This window comes from Verrucosispora sp. WMMC514 (assembly GCF_027497295.1).
Lineage (GTDB): Bacteria > Actinomycetota > Actinomycetes > Mycobacteriales > Micromonosporaceae > Micromonospora > Micromonospora palythoicola.
Genome location: NZ_CP114906.1, coordinates 526,883 through 542,715, shown reverse-complemented (window position 1 = coordinate 542,715; position 15,833 = coordinate 526,883). Strand labels below are relative to the sequence as shown.

The window sequence follows — 15,833 nt, the reverse complement described above, 5'->3', positions numbered from 1 at the left end:
GCGAGTGCCGCTAACCTCATGATCAACAGGACGAGGGGTGGGGAGGAGGCGGCGGAGGGTGGTGATGTCGGTGGCGTGGCCCTCGTGGCGTTCGGTGGGGGTCTCGACGAGGATCGGGACGCCGGCGGTGGCGGGGTGACGCATCAGCTCGGCGAAGGCGGGTTCGCCGATCATGCCCTTGCCGATGTTCTCGTGTCGGTCCCGGGTGGAACCGCACAGGTCCTTGGAGTCGTTCGCGTGCACCAGCCGGAGCCGGTCCGCCCCGACGGCGGTCACCAGGGCATCCAGCGTCGCGGTCATGCCGCCCTCGGCGGCCAGGTCGTGCCCGGCGGCCCAGGCGTGGCAGGTGTCGAAGCAGACCCCGAGCTGCGGATGCCGATCCACCGCGTCGAGGTACGGCCCGAGCTGCTCCACCCGGCAGGCCAGTGACCGGCCGCCGCCGGCGCTCGGCTCCACCAGCAGCATCGGGCCGCCCGCGTCGGCGATCGAGTCGAGCAGCGGCAGCAGCGACTCGCGTACCTGCCGCATTGCCGCGTCGGCGTGCCCGGCGTCCACCGCGCTGCCGGCGTGGAAGACCACCCCCCGTGCGCCGATGGCGGCACCTCGGCGTAGCGCGTGCGCCAGGCTCCGGGTCGACCGCTCGACCGTTGCCGCGGTCGGTGAGCCGAGATTGACCAGCAACGAGGCGTGGATGTAGACGGCGACGCCGCGCTCGGCGCAGCCGTCGCGGAACAGCGCGTCCTGCGTCGGATCGCCGGCCGGCATCGCCCAGCCCCGGGAGTTGCCGACATAGACCTGCGCCACCTCGGAGCCGGCCGCGTCGACGTACGGCAGTGCCGCCCTGGCCAGCCCACCCGAGGTGGGCGTGTGCGAACCGATCGGCCGGTGCCCGGGGGCCGGCGCCGGCATCAGAAGCACCCGATGGTGATCTGGGTGCCCGGGGCGACCTGGGCGTTCTCGTTCGGGTTCTGGAACCGGGTGACGGCGTTCGGGTTGAACTGCACCGCCACCGGGAAGCCCTGGCTCTCCAGCACCTGCTTGGCCTGCTGGCAGGGCAGGTCGACGACGCGCGGCACGGTCACCAGCGGGGGCCCCTCGCTGACCTCCAGCCGGATCTGGGCACCCTTCTCCACGCCACCGCCGGCGGCCGGGCTCTGGCCGATCACCTCGTCACGAGGCTTGTCGGACTCCTTGCGCGTCGGCTCCACCAGCACCAGGCCGAGCTGCGCGATCTGGTTACGGGCGTCGTTGAGGTTCTTGCCCACCAGGTTCGGCACGGTGATCGGGGCCCGGCCCTTACTGAGGATCAGGGTGATCTCGTCGCCCGGCTTGACCTCCTCGCCCGCCTTCGGGTCGGTGGCCACCACGATGCCCTCGGGCAGGCTGTCGTCGTACCGGGCGGTGCCCTTGACCACCTCGAGCTGGGCGCTGACCAGGTCGGCCTCGGCCAGGTCGAACTCCTTGCCGACCACGTCCGGCAACTCGAAGCGTTCCGGACCGAGCGACAGGGTGAGGGTGATGGTGCCGCCCTTGAGGATCCGGGCGGACGAGGCGGGATCCTGTCCCAGCACCCCGTCGCGGGGGATCTGGTCGTCGTAGCGCGGGTCGGCGTAGACCACCTCGAAGCCGGCCTGGGAGGCCTGTGCCTCCGCCTCCGCCTTGCTCATGCTGACCAGCTGCGGCGCGGTGGTGTACCGGCCGACGCCGAACCACCAGCCGCCGAGCGCGGCCACCAACCCGAGCACCACGACCACGGCCGCCACGCCGAAACGTCCGCCGCCCTGGCCGGTCAGCCGGGCGCCGAGCCCGGCCAGTCGGGCCCGCAGATCGTCGTCGCCGCCCGGCGTCGCCCGGCGTCGACCGCGAGCGGGTGGGCCGCCTTCCGGCAGGCGGGCCCAGGTCGGTCGCTCGGGCGGACGTACCGGCGCGACCATCATCGTCGGTTGCGACACCGCCGGGCCCTCGGTCACCGGGGCGATCCGGGCGGTGTGGCTGTTCGGGCTGCCGAGCCCGTCCCGGGCCACCTGCACCTCGGCCAGCAGCGTGCCGGCGTCACCCGGGCGGGCCGCCGGATCGCGACGGGTGGCGCGGGCGACCAGATCGTCGAGCACCCTCGGCAGGCTGGGCACCAGCGTCGACGGTGCGGGAACGTCGCGGTCGACGTGCTGCCAGGCGATGTCGATCGGCCGGTCGCCGTCGTACGGCACCCGACCGGTGAGCATCTCGAACAACACGATGCCCGTCGAATAGACGTCGGTGCGGGCGTCGGCCCGGCCGTCGGTGACCAGTTCCGGAGCGACGTACGCCACGGTGGCCATCAGCTGGTTTCCGCTGTCGTGGTCGGTGCTCGCCTCGACGGCCCGGGCCAGCCCGAAGTCGGTCACCTTGACCACACTGTCGACGAGGTTGGCCGGGCCGCCGCTGGGCGCCTCGGCGACCAGCACGTTCTCCGGTTTCACGTCGCGGTGCACCAGGCCGGCCCGGTGGGCGGCGCCGATCGCCGCGAGCATCTGCTCGGTGATGGCCAGCGCCTCGTCCGGGTTCAACCGGCGCCGCTCGGCCAGCACCTCGCGCAGGGTACGGCCGCGGACGTACTCCATGACCAGGTACGGCCGCCCGGCGTGGGTGCCCTGGTCGTAGACCGCCACCACGTTCGGGTGGGTGAGCCGGGCGATCGTCTTCGCCTCGTCGGTGAACCGGTCGACGAAGCTGGGCCGACCCGACTGCCCCGGGGATCCCTGGGTGGCATGAATGATCTTGACTGCGACGGTGCGCTCGAGGCGCTCGTCGGTGGCGGTGTACACGGTCGCCATGCCGCCACGGGCCACGCGACCGCGAATGCGGTAGCGCCCGTCGATCAGCGAGCCCAGCAACGTGTCGGCGACCTGTGTGTCCATCGGCAGGCAGTCTATGTGTCGGAGGGACGAAGGTTGAACCGGATGCTACCGGCAGCCACCCCCGGGCGGGTCCGACGCGCGCGCAGGGTGATGGTTGCCCCAGCTCAGGGTGGTCGCCGGGAGGTCGTTGACCGGGTACGGGGGTGGCGTGGCAGGGTGTTGCGCGTGACCGAATCCGTACCCACCGAGGGCGGCGTGCCCCTGGCCGGTCCCGCCGACCCGGCGGGCTGGCTGACCCTGCCGGACGTCGCCGAGCGGCTCGACCTGTCGATCAGCAAGGTTCACCAGATGATCCGGGACCGGGAACTGATCGCGGTGCGCCGTGACGGTGTCCGCCGGATCCCGGCCGACCTGGTGGCGAACCGTACCGTGCTCAAACACCTGCCCGGTGTGCTCACCCTGCTGGCCGACGCCGGCTACGACGACGAGGCCGCGCTGCGCTGGCTCTACCAGCCCGACGGCACGTTGGCCGGTGGCACCCCCGCGACCGCACTCGGCGGTGACCAGGCCCGTGAGGTCAAGCGCCGGGCTCAGGCCCTGGGCTTCTGACGGACCGGACGCCAGGCCGGTGCGCGGACCGCGGGCCCGGGAGCGCTGAGCCGCCCGAGCGGGTCAGTCGGCGCGGCGGGTGGCGGCGATGGCCAGGTCCACCAGGGCCTGCCGGGCCTCGGTGTCCAGGTCGACGGCGGTGAGCGCGGCGAGCGCCGCGTCGGTGAGCGTGACGATGCGCTGCTCGGTACGGGCCAGCGCGCCGGTGTCGACGATCAGTTCCCGCAGCCGGGCCACCCCGGTGGCGTCCAACTCCTCGTCGCCGAGGCCACCGAGCAGCAGCGTGCGGCCGGCGTCGTCGGCCACCTCCAGGGCCGCCGCCACCAGGTAGGTCCGCTTGCCCTCGCGCAGGTCGTCGCCGGCCGGCTTGCCGGTCTGCGCCGGGTCACCGAAGACACCCAGCACGTCGTCGCGCAGTTGAAAAGCCTCACCCAACGGCATGCCGTAGGCCGAGTAGGCGATGCGTACGTCGGCGGGGGCGTCGGCCAGCGCCGCGCCGATCAGCAGTGGCCGTTCCACGGTGTACTTGGCCGACTTGTACCTGGCCACCTTGCCGGCCCGCGCCAGCGAGGTGTCGCCGGTGGCCTGGGTCAGCACGTCGAGGTACTGCCCGATGGTGACCTCGGTGCGCATCTCGTCGAAGTCCGGTCGGGCCCGGGCCACCGTCCGGGGGTCGAGTCCGGCGGAGTGCAGCAGTTCGTCGGACCAGACCAGGCACAGGTCGCCGAGCAGGATCGCCGCGGCGTCGCCGAAGCCGTCCGGGTCGCCACCCCAGCCGGCGTGGCGGTGCCGGGTGGCGAACCGCCGGTGCACGGCGGGCTCACCGCGTCGGGTGTCCGAGCGGTCCATCAGGTCGTCGTGGATCAGGGCGCTGGCCTGCACGAACTCGAGCGCGGCGAGGGCGGTCACCACCGCGTCGGTGTCCACTCCGCCGGCACCCCGGTAACCCCAGTAGGCGAAGGCCGGTCTCAGCCGCTTGCCGCCACCCAGCACGAACGCCTCGATCGCCTCGGCGACCGGCACCAGGGCGTCGTCGACATCGGTCATCCAGGCGCGACGCCCGGCGAGGAAGTCCGACAACGCCTTGTCGACCCGCTGGCGCAGGCTGGCACGGTCAACGGGAGAGACGGGAGCAGCATGGGTCACGTCCCGACGCTAGTGGGTCGAGGTACGCCGCGACGACCCACCCGTCCTCCGGCGCGTCGTGTTCGTCGCTGGTCGCGGCCCGGCCGGTCCGCGGCCGCGCCGTGCCGGGCGTGCCGACCCGCCGGGCCCGGGCGCGCCGCCCGGCACCCCGAGGATCCGGACCAGCCAGCCGCGCCAGAAGCGTCCCGGCACGCGTACCCCTCGCTCCCAGCGGGAGATCTCGTGCCGGCTGAGCGTGCACACTCCGGCGGCGGCGCAGAGTTCGGCGGCGAGCCGGGACTGGCTCCATCCTCGGTCGAGCCGTAACCGGGCCACCAGCGGGCCGAGGGCGGTCGGGGCGGGCCGGGCGGGGGTGGGCGGGGACATTGATCCTCCGGCGGGTCGGCGGGGCGACGGCCCGACCCCCACCCGATCGGGGCGGTGCCGGTACGCGTCGTCTGCTGCTGACCCCCGCGCGGCCCCCGGTGGGATCCACCACACCCGCGCAGGTCGGAAGGCTAGTCCGGCGGTGCGACAGTTTCCGCGGGCCGGCCGCCCGAGGCATGCCCGCGCCCGCCTCGGCCAAGCGTCCCCGACGCCGGGGGCAACGCCGGCCGACTGCGGCATGTCGGCCTCGCCCACGCTTACGCGACGCCGCCATCTCCGACGCTGGGAAGCCGGTAGGTATGTCCGGCCCGGCCCGCTACAGTCGGTGCGTGGCGCTCGGTCTTCCCTCCGTCCTCCCGAATTCGCAACCGGCGATCGGCGAGCTGGTCCGCGACTGCCAGCCGACCTTCTCCTTCGAGTTCATGCCCCCGAAGACGGAGCAGGGCGAGCGACAGTTGTGGCAGGCCATCCGCGAGCTGGAGCCGTTGCGCCCCTCGTTCGTCTCGATCACCTACGGTGCCGGCGGCTCGACCCGGGACACCACGGTCGCGGTCACCGAACGAATCGCCACCGAGACCACGCTGCTGCCGATGGCCCACCTGACCGCGGTCAACCACTCCGTCGCCGAGTTGCGGCACGTGATCGGCCGGCTGGCCGGCGTCGGGGTGCGCAACGTGCTGGTGGTACGCGGCGACCCGCCGGGCGACCCCACCGGCGAATGGATCCCGCACCCCGACGGTGTGCACTACGCCGAGGATCTCGTCCGCCTGGTCCGGCACTCCGGCGACTTCAGCGTCGGCGTCGCCGCCTTCCCCTACCGGCATCCGCGCTCGCCGGACGTCGACACCGACACCGAGTACTTCATCCGTAAGTGCCGGGCCGGCGCGGACTTCGCGATCACCCAGATGTTCTTCGACGCCGACGAATACCTTCGGCTGCGGGACCGGGTGGCCGCCGCCGGGTGTGACACCCCGATCCTGGCCGGGGTGATGCCGGTGACCCGGATCGGCACCATCGAGCGTTCCGTGCAACTGTCCGGGGCGCCCTTCCCACCTGCGCTCGCCGCGCGGTTCGAGCGGGTCGCCGACGATCCGGAAGCGGTCCGCCGGCTCGGCATCGAGCAGACCAGCGAGATGTGTCGCCGGCTGCTCGACGAGGGAGTCCCGGGGATCCACTTCATCACCTTCAACCGGTCCACCGCGACCCGGGAGATATGGCAGAACCTGCGGGTGGGCGCCGCGACGTGACACCCGGCGCGCGACACCTCGGCGCTGTCGCGACGGTTGAACCGTGGTGGGCAGACAGCTGAACTGGAACGAGTACGCCACGGCGTGGGCCCGGCTGCACGGCGGCTTCGATCCCCGGGCCGCCACTCCGGTGGTGCGTGGCTGGCTGCGCTTCTCCTACCACGTGGGGTTCCTGCTGGGCCGGCTACGGGTCGGCCCGACCGCGGTCACGGTGGTCGGGGTGCTGCTCTGCCTCTGCGTACCGCTGCTCGCGGTCCGGCCCGGTGACGGGCCGTTCCTGGGGGCGCTGTTCGTGCTGCTCGCCTCGGTCGCCGACAGCGTCGATGGTGCGGTCGCCGTGGCCACCGGCCGCACCACCCGGCTCGGCTACGTCTACGACTCGCTGGCCGACCGGATCGGCGAGGCCGCGTGGCTGGTGGCGTTCTGGCTGGTCGGCGCGCCGGGAGCGCTGGTCGCCGCGGGCGGTGCGCTGTCCTGGCTGCACGAGTACGTCCGGGCCCGCGCGGTCGCCGCCGGCATGCGGGAGATCGGCGCGGTGACCGTGGGGGAGCGGCCCACCCGGGTCTGCGTGGCCGTGGCGGGGCTGCTGCTGGCCGGCCTGAGCGGGCTGGTCGAGGTGGACCTGGCCGCCGGCACCATCACGATGGCGACCGCGGTCTGGGTGCTGCTCGCCGCCTTCGGGCTGGGACAGCTGCTCGCCGCGGTGCGCCGGGCACTTATCGACGCCGGCTGAGCTACCAGGCGGGGCCGATCGCGTCGGCGACGACCTGCGCGGACAGGGTCACCATCGGCAGGCCACCGCCGGGATGGCTGGAGCCGCCGACCAGCCACAGGCCCCGGGCCGGTCCCCGGTTGGCCGGCCGGAGCAGGCCACCGGCGGTGCCGTAGATGGTGCCGCCCGGTGCGCCGGTGGCGGCGGCCAGATCGGCGGGGGTACGCACGTCGCGGAACACCAGCCGGTCGCGTACGTCCACGCCGCGCTCGGCGAGCGCGTCCAGGATCCGATCGGCGTACGCCTCGGCCAGCCCCGGCCGGCGCCAGTCGACCGCGCCCGGTGCGGTGCCCTGACGGGCGGCGTTGACCAGCACGAACCATGCCTCGTGCCCGGCCGGACGGACGGCCGGATCGTTCGCCACGGTGACGAAGACCGTCGGGTCGACGGCCGGGCGGGCCCGTACCCCCCGGCCGGGAGCACCGAAGACCGCGTCGAACTCGGCGTCGTAGTCGGTGGGGAAGAAGACGTTGTGGTGGGCCAGCCCGGAGTCGCCACGTACGCCGAGCAGCAGCACGAACCCGGCCAGGCTGCGGTCGGTGAGCCCGGCCAGCCGACGCGCGTCGGGCAGCAGGTCGCGGTAGACGCTGAGCGCGTCGACGTTGGCCACCACCACGTCGGCCGGGATCGGAACTGCCGAACCGGCGACGCGTACCCCGTGCACCCGGCCGCCCACCGCGTCGATCCGGGTGACCGGGGTGCCGGTGCGCACCGCCACCCCCAGGTCCAGGCAGCGGGACAGCAGCGCGTCGGCGAGGGTGCCCAGGCCGCCGCGCAGATACCAGCCGCCGAAGGCCAACTCGGCGTAGGGGACCGCGACCAGTGCCGCGGGTGCCCGGCGCGGGTCGGCGCCGGTGTAGGTGGCGTACCGGTCCAGCAGCATCCGCAGTCGCGGGTCGGAGATCAGGCTGCGACCCAGCCCGCGCAGGCTCTGGCCGGGCCGGATCGCGGCCAGGTCGCCCAGCCGCCAGGCCAGCCGGGCCAGGTCGCGGGGGGAGTCGACGCGGCGGCGCAGGATGTCGCGTTCGGAGGCCCGCCACACCCGGGCGGCGCGCCGCCACAACCGCTGCCAGTCGGCGGCGGCCCGGTCGCCGAGGGCCGCGCCGATCCGGGCGGTGAACTCGTCCGGGTCGGCGCAGGAGTCGAGCACCGGGCCGCCACCGGGAAAGACGTGCCGCACGATCGGGTCCAGCGGCACCAGGTCGAGGTACTCGTCGAGTTTCGCCCCGGTCGCCTCGAACAGCTCCTGGAAGACCTCGGGCAGGGTCAACAGGCTGGGGCCGGTGTCGAAGTGGAACGCGCCCTCGGGGGTGTCCCGGCGGTGCCGGCCGAGTTTGCCGCCCACCTCCTCGGCGCGTTCGAGAACGGTCACCTGGTGCCCGGTGACGGCCAGCCGAGCCGCGGTGGCCAACCCACCCACCCCGGCACCGATCACCACGATCCGCGCCATGCCGCGTCCCTCCCGGGCCCTATCCGACCGGACGGCCACGCCAGGACAGGCGGCGCCGCTTGCGCAGATGGTACGACCGCAGGGTCAGCCAACCGAGGACCGCGACCGATACGGGATGGCCCAGCGCGTCGGGCCAGGCCCGGCCGCCGGTGGCCCGGGCGCTGACCACCCGCCCGGCCACCCCCGCCAGGTACGCGCCGACGGCGATCCCGGCCACCGTCGGCGCGCCGGCGAGCAGCGCCGCGCCGGCCACCAGCGGTGGTGCGGTGTAGAGCGCCAGCAGCACGGTCAGCACCACGGCCGCGGCGCCCGGGTGCCCGAACGAGGCCCACAGCGACTTGGTGTAGCCGTCGCGCAGCTGCGGCCAGTCCTCGTACATCCGGCAGCTGGCCAGCCGGGAGCCGTCGGCGAGGGCGATCCGGCCGCCGGCCCGCTTCACCGCCCGGGCCAGCTCGATGTCCTCCAGCACCCGGTCGGCGACCGCCGCGTGCCCGCCGGCCCGCAGGTAGCCGGCCCGGTCGACGACCAGGAACTGCCCGCCGGCCGCCGCCAGCGACGGCCGTGGCGAACGCTCCATCGCCCGCAGCGGCAGGAAGGTCAGCCACAGCCACTGCAACAGCGGCTGCACCAGCCGGTCGGCCACCGTCCGCACCACGATCCGTGGGTACGGCGACAGCAGCGTCGCCCCGGCGGCGCGCAGTTCGGTGACCGCCGCCGCCACGGCGTACGGTTCGAGCACCACGTCGGCGTCCACGAAGACCAGGGCGGTGGCCGGCTCCTCGACGCGGGTGGCCAGCTGCCAGCAGGCGTGCGGCTTGCCCAGCCAGCCCGGTGGGGGGTCCACCCCGGTGAGCAGGGTGACCCGGGGGTCGTCGGCGACCACCGCGCGGACCACCTCGGCGGTGCCGTCGCCCGAGCCGTCGTCGAGCACCACGACACGCAGCCCGGGCACTCCCCGCTGGGCGAGCAGGGCACGCAGGCACGGGGTGACCCGGTCGGCCTCGTCGCGCAGCGGCAGCAGCACCGCCACCGGCTCGGTGACCTGCACCGGTCGGTCGGTCGGCCGGCGCAGCCAGCGGCCGGCGTTGACCACGGTGTGCGCGGTCAGCACGGTGACGCCGAGCAACAGGACCAGCGCGGCGGTCATGCCGCCACGTCGACCGGGGAGCGTGGCGAACCGGTGTCCCGGTCTCGGATCCGTCGGGCCCGCAGCAGGGTGACGGCCAGCGGTACGGCGACCACCGCCATGCCGACCGCACCCCACACCGCCGAGGCGGGCAGGTCGAGGAAGACGGCGTGGGCGAGCACACTGGAGCCGTACGTCCACAGGTAGAGCGCGTACATCGGCTGGTCGCCGGCGCCGGTGGTGGCCACGGTGGGCCCGGCGAGCGGACGCAGCGCGGTCATCATCAGCACCGCGAACAGCAGCCAGCCCAGGTAGTTGCTGATCGGGATGCCGGGCAGCCCGGGCAGGGCCGGCGTGGCGTCCCGCCACACCCAGTGCCCCTCGGCCACCATCTGCGGATCGAGGAAGAGGTCCCAGGTGGCCAACCCGACGGTGGCCAACGCGATCCGGCCCGGCCAGCGCCACCGACCGGGTGCCCCGCCGGTGAGCCGGGTGGCCGCCAACCAGGCCGGCCAGGCCATCCAGGTCCAGGCCAGCGGGATGATCAGCGGTACGCCGGCCAGCTTCGGGCCGAGCTGGCCGGAGTAGTCGTAGCTGCCGAACGGGAAGCCGGTGGCCACGCCGAGCGCCTCGATGGCGAACCCGCCGCCGGTGGCCACCGCGACCAGCGCCACCGCCGTCCGTGGCCCCCGGGTGGCCAGGGCGTGCCCCACCGAGAGCAGGTAGCCGAGCACGACCGTGGCCACGGTCAGCCGGGCCCGGGTGACCCCGCCGGTCAGCGGGTAGCAGATCTGCGCCAGTACCAGCAGGGCCAACAGCGTCCAGGCGTAGCCGCGGGCCGACGAGCGTGCGGTCATGAGCGGACCGGTGGTGGGGTCGGCACCGACGGCGGTGGTGTCGATCCCGGCACGGGCAGCGGCAGATCCCGCCCGAGTACCCCGAACGGGCGCTCGTCGCCGGGGAAACGGAAGTCGCGCAGCACGTCGACGAAACCGAACCGGCGGTACAGCCGCCAGGCGCGCGAGGTCTGTTCGTCGGCCTCCGGAGTGGACAACAGGGTGGTGGCGTTCTCGGCCATGGTGAGCAGGACGCGCAGTTGCCCGGCGCCCAGCCCGTGCCCCTGGGCCGGTGGTCGCACGTGCAGCTCGACCACCTCGAAGCAGTCGGCCAGCCAGCGCCGCCGGGTGGGTTGGTCCAGTGCCCGCCAGACCTGGTCGTGCCACCACTGACCGGCGGCGCCGACGTAGCCGTACCCGAATCCGGCCAGCTGACCGGAGCTGGTGAGGCTGGCCACGGCGCGGAAGCCGGGTCGACGTACGTGGGTGGCGATGTAGCCGCGGCGGGCCTCCAGCAGGTCGGCGCGGTAACCCATCGCCTCGCCGTAGACGGCCACCACGTCGTCCAGCCGCCGGAGGAGATCGTCCGGCGTCCACCGCACCAACCTCATGCCCGTTCACCCTTCGCCGGGTCACCGTCGTCGGTGACCCACCCCAGTACCGTCCGGTCGCCGACCACGTCCCGCACCTCGAATCGGGCGAAGAGTTCCTCCGCGTACCACCGCTGGGTCTCCGTTCGGGTGATCGCGGCCCGGTGCTGCGGGTGACGGTACGCGAACGCCACGAGATCCGCCGCGTCACGCCACACGCTCACCGTGCCCTGCCAGCCCAGGGGCGCCTCGCCGACGCCGAAGCGGGCCAGCAGCCCCGGCGCGGCGTGCAGGGCGGCGGCCACCGGCGGGACCGCCCGCCAGAAGGTGACTGCCCGGGTCGGGCGCAGCCGGGCCCGGGTCAGCGCCAGCACCGGGCCGGTTACCCGGCCACCGGCGGGCGCCCCGAACGGCCGCCGGCCGGACCACTCACCCCGGCTGGTCAGTGGCCGCAGGTCGAGCCGGACGCCCGCGCGGGCGAGACCGGACCAGGCCCGCGCCACCGGCGAGTCGGCGAACCGGGCGGCCGCGCCGGGGGAGTCCCAGACCGTCAGCGCCGCCCACCGGGTCAGATCCGCGTCGCCGGGCCCGAAGCCGGTGCCGGTCCCGGTGCCGAGCAGCTTGCCGAACCGGACGCCGGGCAGGGCCCGCAGCCGGCGCGGATCGACCGCCATCCGGGTCAGCGCCCGGCCCACGGCGGTCGGCGCGATCCGCCACACGTGCAGGGTGACCAGCTCGGGGACCTTCTCCGACCCGTTCACGCCACGTCGGTCGGGGTCCCGCCGGTGACCCGGAGCAGTTCGGCGTACGTGGTGGGGAAGACCGCCTGGGGTACGCCGCCGGCGGCCCAGATCTCGTCGTACTTGTCCAGGGCGGTGTCGACGAGCGTGCGCAGCGGCTGCGGGTGACCCACCGGGGCGACCCCGCCGATCACCTGTCCGGTGTGCTCCTTGACGAACTGCGGGGTGGCCCGGCGCAGCCGGGTGACGGCGAGCCGGGCGGCCAGACCGGCGGTGTCCACCCGGTGCGCGCCGGAGGTGAGCACCAGCAGCGGGGTGCCGTCGGCGTCGAAGACGAGCGAGTTGGCGATGGCGCCGACGTCGACACCGAGCGCCTCGGCGGCGGCCGCGGCGGTGTGCACGGCGTCGGGCAGCAGGCGGACCGTGGCGGGCGCGTCGGAGCCGTTCCGGGCGTTCGCGGCGTCGAGAGCGCCCTGCACCGCCCGGACGTTCGGGTGTGACTGCATGCCGCCATTCTTCCCGGTACGCCGACCGCCCGCGCCATCGGCCACGTCGCCCGGGGAGTCGGCGCGCAGCGACCGGCGCAGCGGCACGGGTTGCCGCATGTCGCGGTATCCGGGCCGGTTGAAGCCGCGAGTTGCGGCATCTCGCGGGACGCTGCTGATCCGATCGACGTTGTCGGCGCGTCACACGTTGCGTTTTCGTCGGGGGGAGGGTGTACTGTCAGCAGTAGTTAGAACGAGTGTTCGATTGCCTCGAACGTTCGTTCCAACCCCTCTCGGGGGCGGGTGTTTCGCGGCACCGGCCTCCGACCGGTGCGGTGCCGCGGACCGCACCAGGGCCCCGGGCAGTCGCGAGTCCGGGCCCGTCAGGCAGGACCGTCGTCCGCCGCCCAACGACCCCCGGGCGGCGGACGACGGACCCGCCGGTACGCCGGCCGGGTGTGGTGTGGGGAAGCTCCGCACCCGGCCGGCCACCCACCTGGTGCGTCTTCCTCCGCACCGACCGCCGCGGGCCACCGCGTCGACGGATCCGACCCGTCGTGCACCTGCCCGCCCCGGCTCATCTGGAGGAGACCATGCCGACCAGTCCGGCTCAGGCACCGACGGTGCCCGCGAACGTGCTGCCGCACCGTACTCCCGTCCAGTTGCTCGCGGTGGCCCGGCAGGGGCTCGCCGAGGCCGCCCGGACCGGCCCCGACGGACTCCGGTACGCCGCCGCCCATCTCGCGGCCCTGCGCGCCGCCGCGGCGGTGCTTGCCGCCCGCGCCCGTCCCGCACCCACCCGGCGCCACCGGATCACCAGCGTCTGGGTCCTGCTCGCCAACGTCGCCCCCGAGCTCGACGAGTGGGCCGGCTACTTCGCCCTCGGTGCCGGCAAACGGGCCGCCGCCGAGGCCGGCATACCCCGGGTGGTGACCGCCCGGGAGGCCGACGACCTGCTCCGCGCCGCCGAGGAGTTCGTGACGGTGGTGGAGGCGGCACTCGGCCTGGCACACCAGCCGGCGATCGACGGTCTCGTCGCCTGAGCCGCGGCGTCCGGCCGCCTCGGCGGGACCCAGGGTGGCCGGACGCCGCCCCACCACACGCGTTCTTCTGATCCACGACAGCACCATCCACGGGCCGGATGTCCGTGGCGACGACGGGGGAGGTCCGATGGCGGGCCGCATGGTGGTCGGTTCCGCCGCGCTGGCCGGGCTGGTCCGCCCGGCCAGCGCACCCGACCCGGCGGGTGGGCACCGGGTGCTGCCCGTGCGGCCCGAGCTGACCGGGTTGCTGCCCAACCGGGGGCTGCGGCGCGGCAGCACCGTCGCGGTCGGCGGTGGACCGGCCCGACCCGGCGGCACCACCTCGCTGTTGCTCGCGCTGCTCGCCGAGGCGTCCCGTGCCGGATCCTGGTGTGCCGTGGTCGGGATGCCGACCTTCGGGGCCGGGGCGGCGGCCGAGGCCGGCATCGTCCTGGACCGGCTGGCCCTGGTGCCGCAGCCCGGTCCGGAGTGGCCCACCGTCGTCGCCGCGCTCATCGACGGGGTCGACGTGGTGGTCACCGCGGTCCCGTCCACCGTCCCCGCCTCCGTCGCCGACCGGTTGGCCGCGCGGGCCCGGCAACGCGGCAGCGTGCTGGTGCCGTACGGCCGGTGGGACGGCGCGGACGTGACGCTCCAGGTGGTCCGGGGGATCTGGCAGGGGCTCGGGCCGGGGCGGGGACGGTTGCGCCGCCGGGAGGTGACCATCTCGGCTCGCGGGCGGGGCGCCGCCGCCCGGCCCCGGGAGGTCAAGGTCTGGCTGCCCGGTGACGAGCTGACCCGGGTCATCCCCGGCCCGGCCACCGTCGCTCGGCCGGGTGCCACGCGCCTGCGGGTGGTGGCGGGCCGTGGGTGAACCGGTCCGGACACTGCTGCTGTGGTGCCCGGACTGGCCGGTACTCGCCGCCGAGATCGTCGACGGGGTGCCCGCCACCGGGCCGGTCGCGGTGCTGCACGCCAACCGGGTGATCGCCTGCTCCGAACGGGCCCGCGCCGAGGGGGTACGCCGAGGGCTGCGTCGGCGGGAGGCGCAGGGACGCTGCTCCGGGCTCACCGTCGTCGACCACGATCCGGGGCGGGACGCGCGGGCGTTCGAGCCGGTGGTGGCCGCGGTCGAGGAGGTGGCGGTCGGGGTCGAGGTGATCCGTCCGGGGGCCTGCGCGCTGGCCGCCCGGGGGCCGAGCCGCTATCTGGGCGGTGAGGAGGCGGCCGCTGAGCGGATCGTCGAGCACGTCGCCCTCAGTTGTGCGGTGGAGAGTCAGATCGGTGTCGCCGCCGGGGTCTTCGCCGCCGGACTGGCCGCCCGCGAGGGGCGGATCGTCCCGCCCGGCGGGACATCGGAGTTCCTGGCCGGTCAGCCCGTCGAGGCGCTCGGCCGCCCCGCGCTGGCCGACCTGCTGCGCCGGCTGGGGGTACGCACGCTGGGCGACTTCGCCGCGCTGCCGGCCGGCGACGTACTGGCCCGGTTCGGGTTCGACGGGGCGCTGGCCCACCGGCTGGCCGCCGGACGGGACGACCGGCCGCTCGCGGTCCGGCGCCCGCCGGCCGATCTGACGGTCACCGCCGACCTGGACGAGCCGATCGACCGGATCGACGTGGCGGCGTTCGCGGCCCGGACGCTGGCCGAGCAACTGCACGAACGGCTCGCCGGGCACGGACTGGCCTGCACCCGCCTGGGCATCGAGGCGGTCACCGCACACGGCCAGGAACTGCACCGGGTCTGGCGGCACGACGGGCTGCTCACCGCGGCGGCGATCGCCGACCGGGTCCGCTGGCAACTGGACGGCTGGCTCTCCGGTGCCCGGCGCGGCGGTGACCGGCCGGCCCGTCCCACCGCCGGAATCATCCGGCTGCGGCTGCTGCCGGACGGGGTGCTGGCCCAGGCCGGTCTGCAACCCGGGCTGTGGGGAGAGACCGGCGCGGAACGCGAGCGGGCGCACCGCGCGCTGAGTCGGGTGCAGGGCCTGCTCGGTCCCGAGGCGGTGGTCACCGCGGTGCTCGGCGGCGGGCGATCCCCGGCCGACCAGACCCGGCTGGTGCCCTGGGGCGACGAGCGCCGGCCCGCCCGCCCCGGTGGCGGGCCGGTGGCCTCCGGCGGTGGACCGGCCCGTGCCGGTGGGCGGCGGGTGAACACCGGGCCGGCCGTACCGTCCTGGCCGGGGCGGCTGCCGCCGCCCTCGCCGGCCGTGGTGCTGCCCGTCCCGCTCGCCGCGAGCGTGCTCGACGCCACCGGCGCGCCGGTGGTGGTGAGCGCGCGGCTGGCGGTCAGCGCGCCACCGGCCCGGCTGAGCATCGGCCCGGTGTCACCGCAGGCCACCAGCCCCGATCCCATCCCGGGTGCCGCCGCTTCCACCTCCGCCGCTTCGGCCACCGTCCTTCGCGGTGGGCCGGTCTCGTCGGTCGAGATCGTCGGCTGGGCCGGTCCGTGGCCGGTCGACGAGCGGTGGTGGGCACCGGCCGAGGCCCGCCGCCGAGCCCGGTTCCAGGTCCGCCTCGCCGACGGCAGCGCCCTGCTGCTCGCCGTCGAGTCCGGCCAGTGGCTGGTGGAGGCGATCTATGACTGATGTGAATCTTGGTACGAAACAGCCC

The 15,833-nt window shown here is 74.9% G+C and carries 15 protein-coding genes and 1 pseudogene; 6 read left to right on the top strand and 10 right to left on the bottom strand.

Annotation, left to right across the window (positions count from 1 at the left end; translation table 11 throughout):
- Positions 1-45 precede the first annotated feature (45 nt).
- Together O7597_RS02330 and pknB are read right to left on the bottom strand one after the other, a co-directional pair.
- Positions 46-909: pseudogene (locus O7597_RS02330) on the bottom strand (deoxyribonuclease IV); the annotation flags it as partial.
- On the bottom strand, positions 909-2,897 hold the full coding sequence (gene pknB, locus O7597_RS02325) for a Stk1 family PASTA domain-containing Ser/Thr kinase (protein WP_281581898.1): 1,989 nt from the start codon (positions 2,895-2,897) through the stop codon (positions 909-911). The gene pknB and the pseudogene O7597_RS02330, both read right to left, overlap by 1 nt.
- Before the next feature lie 165 nt (positions 2,898-3,062).
- Between pknB and O7597_RS02320 the strand changes: the two genes are divergently transcribed.
- Entirely contained in the window at positions 3,063-3,446 is a 384-nt protein-coding gene (locus O7597_RS02320; protein WP_269737505.1) for an Rv2175c family DNA-binding protein, read from the top strand.
- Positions 3,447-3,509: 63 nt separating this feature from the next.
- Here the strand turns inward: O7597_RS02320 and O7597_RS02315 are convergent, their stop codons facing one another.
- Both O7597_RS02315 and O7597_RS02310 read right to left on the bottom strand, forming a co-directional pair.
- Entirely contained in the window at positions 3,510-4,592 is a 1,083-nt protein-coding gene (locus O7597_RS02315) for a polyprenyl synthetase family protein (protein ID WP_269737504.1), read from the bottom strand.
- Positions 4,593-4,601: 9 nt separating this feature from the next.
- Entirely contained in the window at positions 4,602-4,958 is a 357-nt protein-coding gene (locus O7597_RS02310; protein WP_269737503.1) for a helix-turn-helix transcriptional regulator, read from the bottom strand.
- Between the two features lie 329 nt (positions 4,959-5,287).
- Between O7597_RS02310 and metF the strand changes: the two genes are divergently transcribed.
- Positions 5,288-6,205, top strand: coding sequence for a methylenetetrahydrofolate reductase [NAD(P)H] (metF, locus tag O7597_RS02305; protein ID WP_269737502.1), 918 nt, complete (start codon positions 5,288-5,290; stop codon positions 6,203-6,205).
- A 43-nt stretch (positions 6,206-6,248) separates the two neighbouring features.
- Positions 6,249-6,938: a CDP-alcohol phosphatidyltransferase family protein gene (locus O7597_RS02300; protein ID WP_269737501.1), complete on the top strand. Its 690-nt coding sequence runs from the start codon at positions 6,249-6,251 to the stop codon at positions 6,936-6,938.
- A 1-nt stretch (position 6,939) separates the two neighbouring features.
- On the opposite strand, the gene crtI is transcribed toward O7597_RS02300, so the two are convergent.
- Genes crtI through O7597_RS02270 form a run of 6 tightly spaced genes read right to left on the bottom strand, consistent with a single transcriptional unit; the run spans position 6,940 to position 12,225 of the window.
- Positions 6,940-8,427 (bottom strand): phytoene desaturase family protein, encoded by a 1,488-nt coding sequence (gene crtI / locus O7597_RS02295; protein WP_269737500.1) that lies wholly within the window; start codon positions 8,425-8,427, stop codon positions 6,940-6,942.
- Positions 8,428-8,446: 19 nt separating this feature from the next.
- Positions 8,447-9,574, bottom strand: a complete 1,128-nt coding sequence (locus O7597_RS02290; protein WP_281581897.1) for a glycosyltransferase family A protein — start codon at positions 9,572-9,574, stop codon at positions 8,447-8,449.
- Positions 9,571-10,410, bottom strand: coding sequence for a carotenoid biosynthesis protein (locus O7597_RS02285; protein WP_281581896.1), 840 nt, complete (start codon positions 10,408-10,410; stop codon positions 9,571-9,573). The genes O7597_RS02290 and O7597_RS02285 overlap by 4 nt, the downstream gene beginning before the upstream one ends.
- The gene (locus tag O7597_RS02280; protein WP_281581895.1) at positions 10,407-11,000 is read right to left on the bottom strand and encodes a GNAT family N-acetyltransferase; all 594 of its coding nucleotides are present in this window, start codon (positions 10,998-11,000) and stop codon (positions 10,407-10,409) included. The genes O7597_RS02285 and O7597_RS02280 overlap by 4 nt, the downstream gene beginning before the upstream one ends.
- A complete protein-coding gene (locus O7597_RS02275) occupies positions 10,997-11,740 on the bottom strand; it encodes a monooxygenase (protein WP_269737496.1) in 744 nt (247 codons plus the stop codon). Before O7597_RS02275 ends, O7597_RS02280 begins: the two co-directional genes overlap by 4 nt.
- Positions 11,737-12,225 (bottom strand): YbaK/EbsC family protein, encoded by a 489-nt coding sequence (locus O7597_RS02270; RefSeq protein WP_269738662.1) that lies wholly within the window; start codon positions 12,223-12,225, stop codon positions 11,737-11,739. Before O7597_RS02270 ends, O7597_RS02275 begins: the two co-directional genes overlap by 4 nt.
- Before the next feature lie 572 nt (positions 12,226-12,797).
- Between O7597_RS02270 and O7597_RS02265 the strand changes: the two genes are divergently transcribed.
- From O7597_RS02265 to O7597_RS02255, 3 genes are all read left to right on the top strand, one after another.
- A complete protein-coding gene (locus O7597_RS02265; protein WP_164449204.1) occupies positions 12,798-13,247 on the top strand; it encodes an SAV_6107 family HEPN domain-containing protein in 450 nt (149 codons plus the stop codon).
- 127 nt (positions 13,248-13,374) lie between these two features.
- Positions 13,375-14,100, top strand: a complete 726-nt coding sequence (locus O7597_RS02260; protein ID WP_281581894.1) for a hypothetical protein — start codon at positions 13,375-13,377, stop codon at positions 14,098-14,100.
- On the top strand, positions 14,093-15,808 hold the full coding sequence (locus O7597_RS02255; RefSeq protein WP_281581893.1) for a DNA polymerase Y family protein: 1,716 nt from the start codon (positions 14,093-14,095) through the stop codon (positions 15,806-15,808). Before O7597_RS02260 ends, O7597_RS02255 begins: the two co-directional genes overlap by 8 nt.
- Positions 15,809-15,833 lie beyond the last annotated feature (25 nt).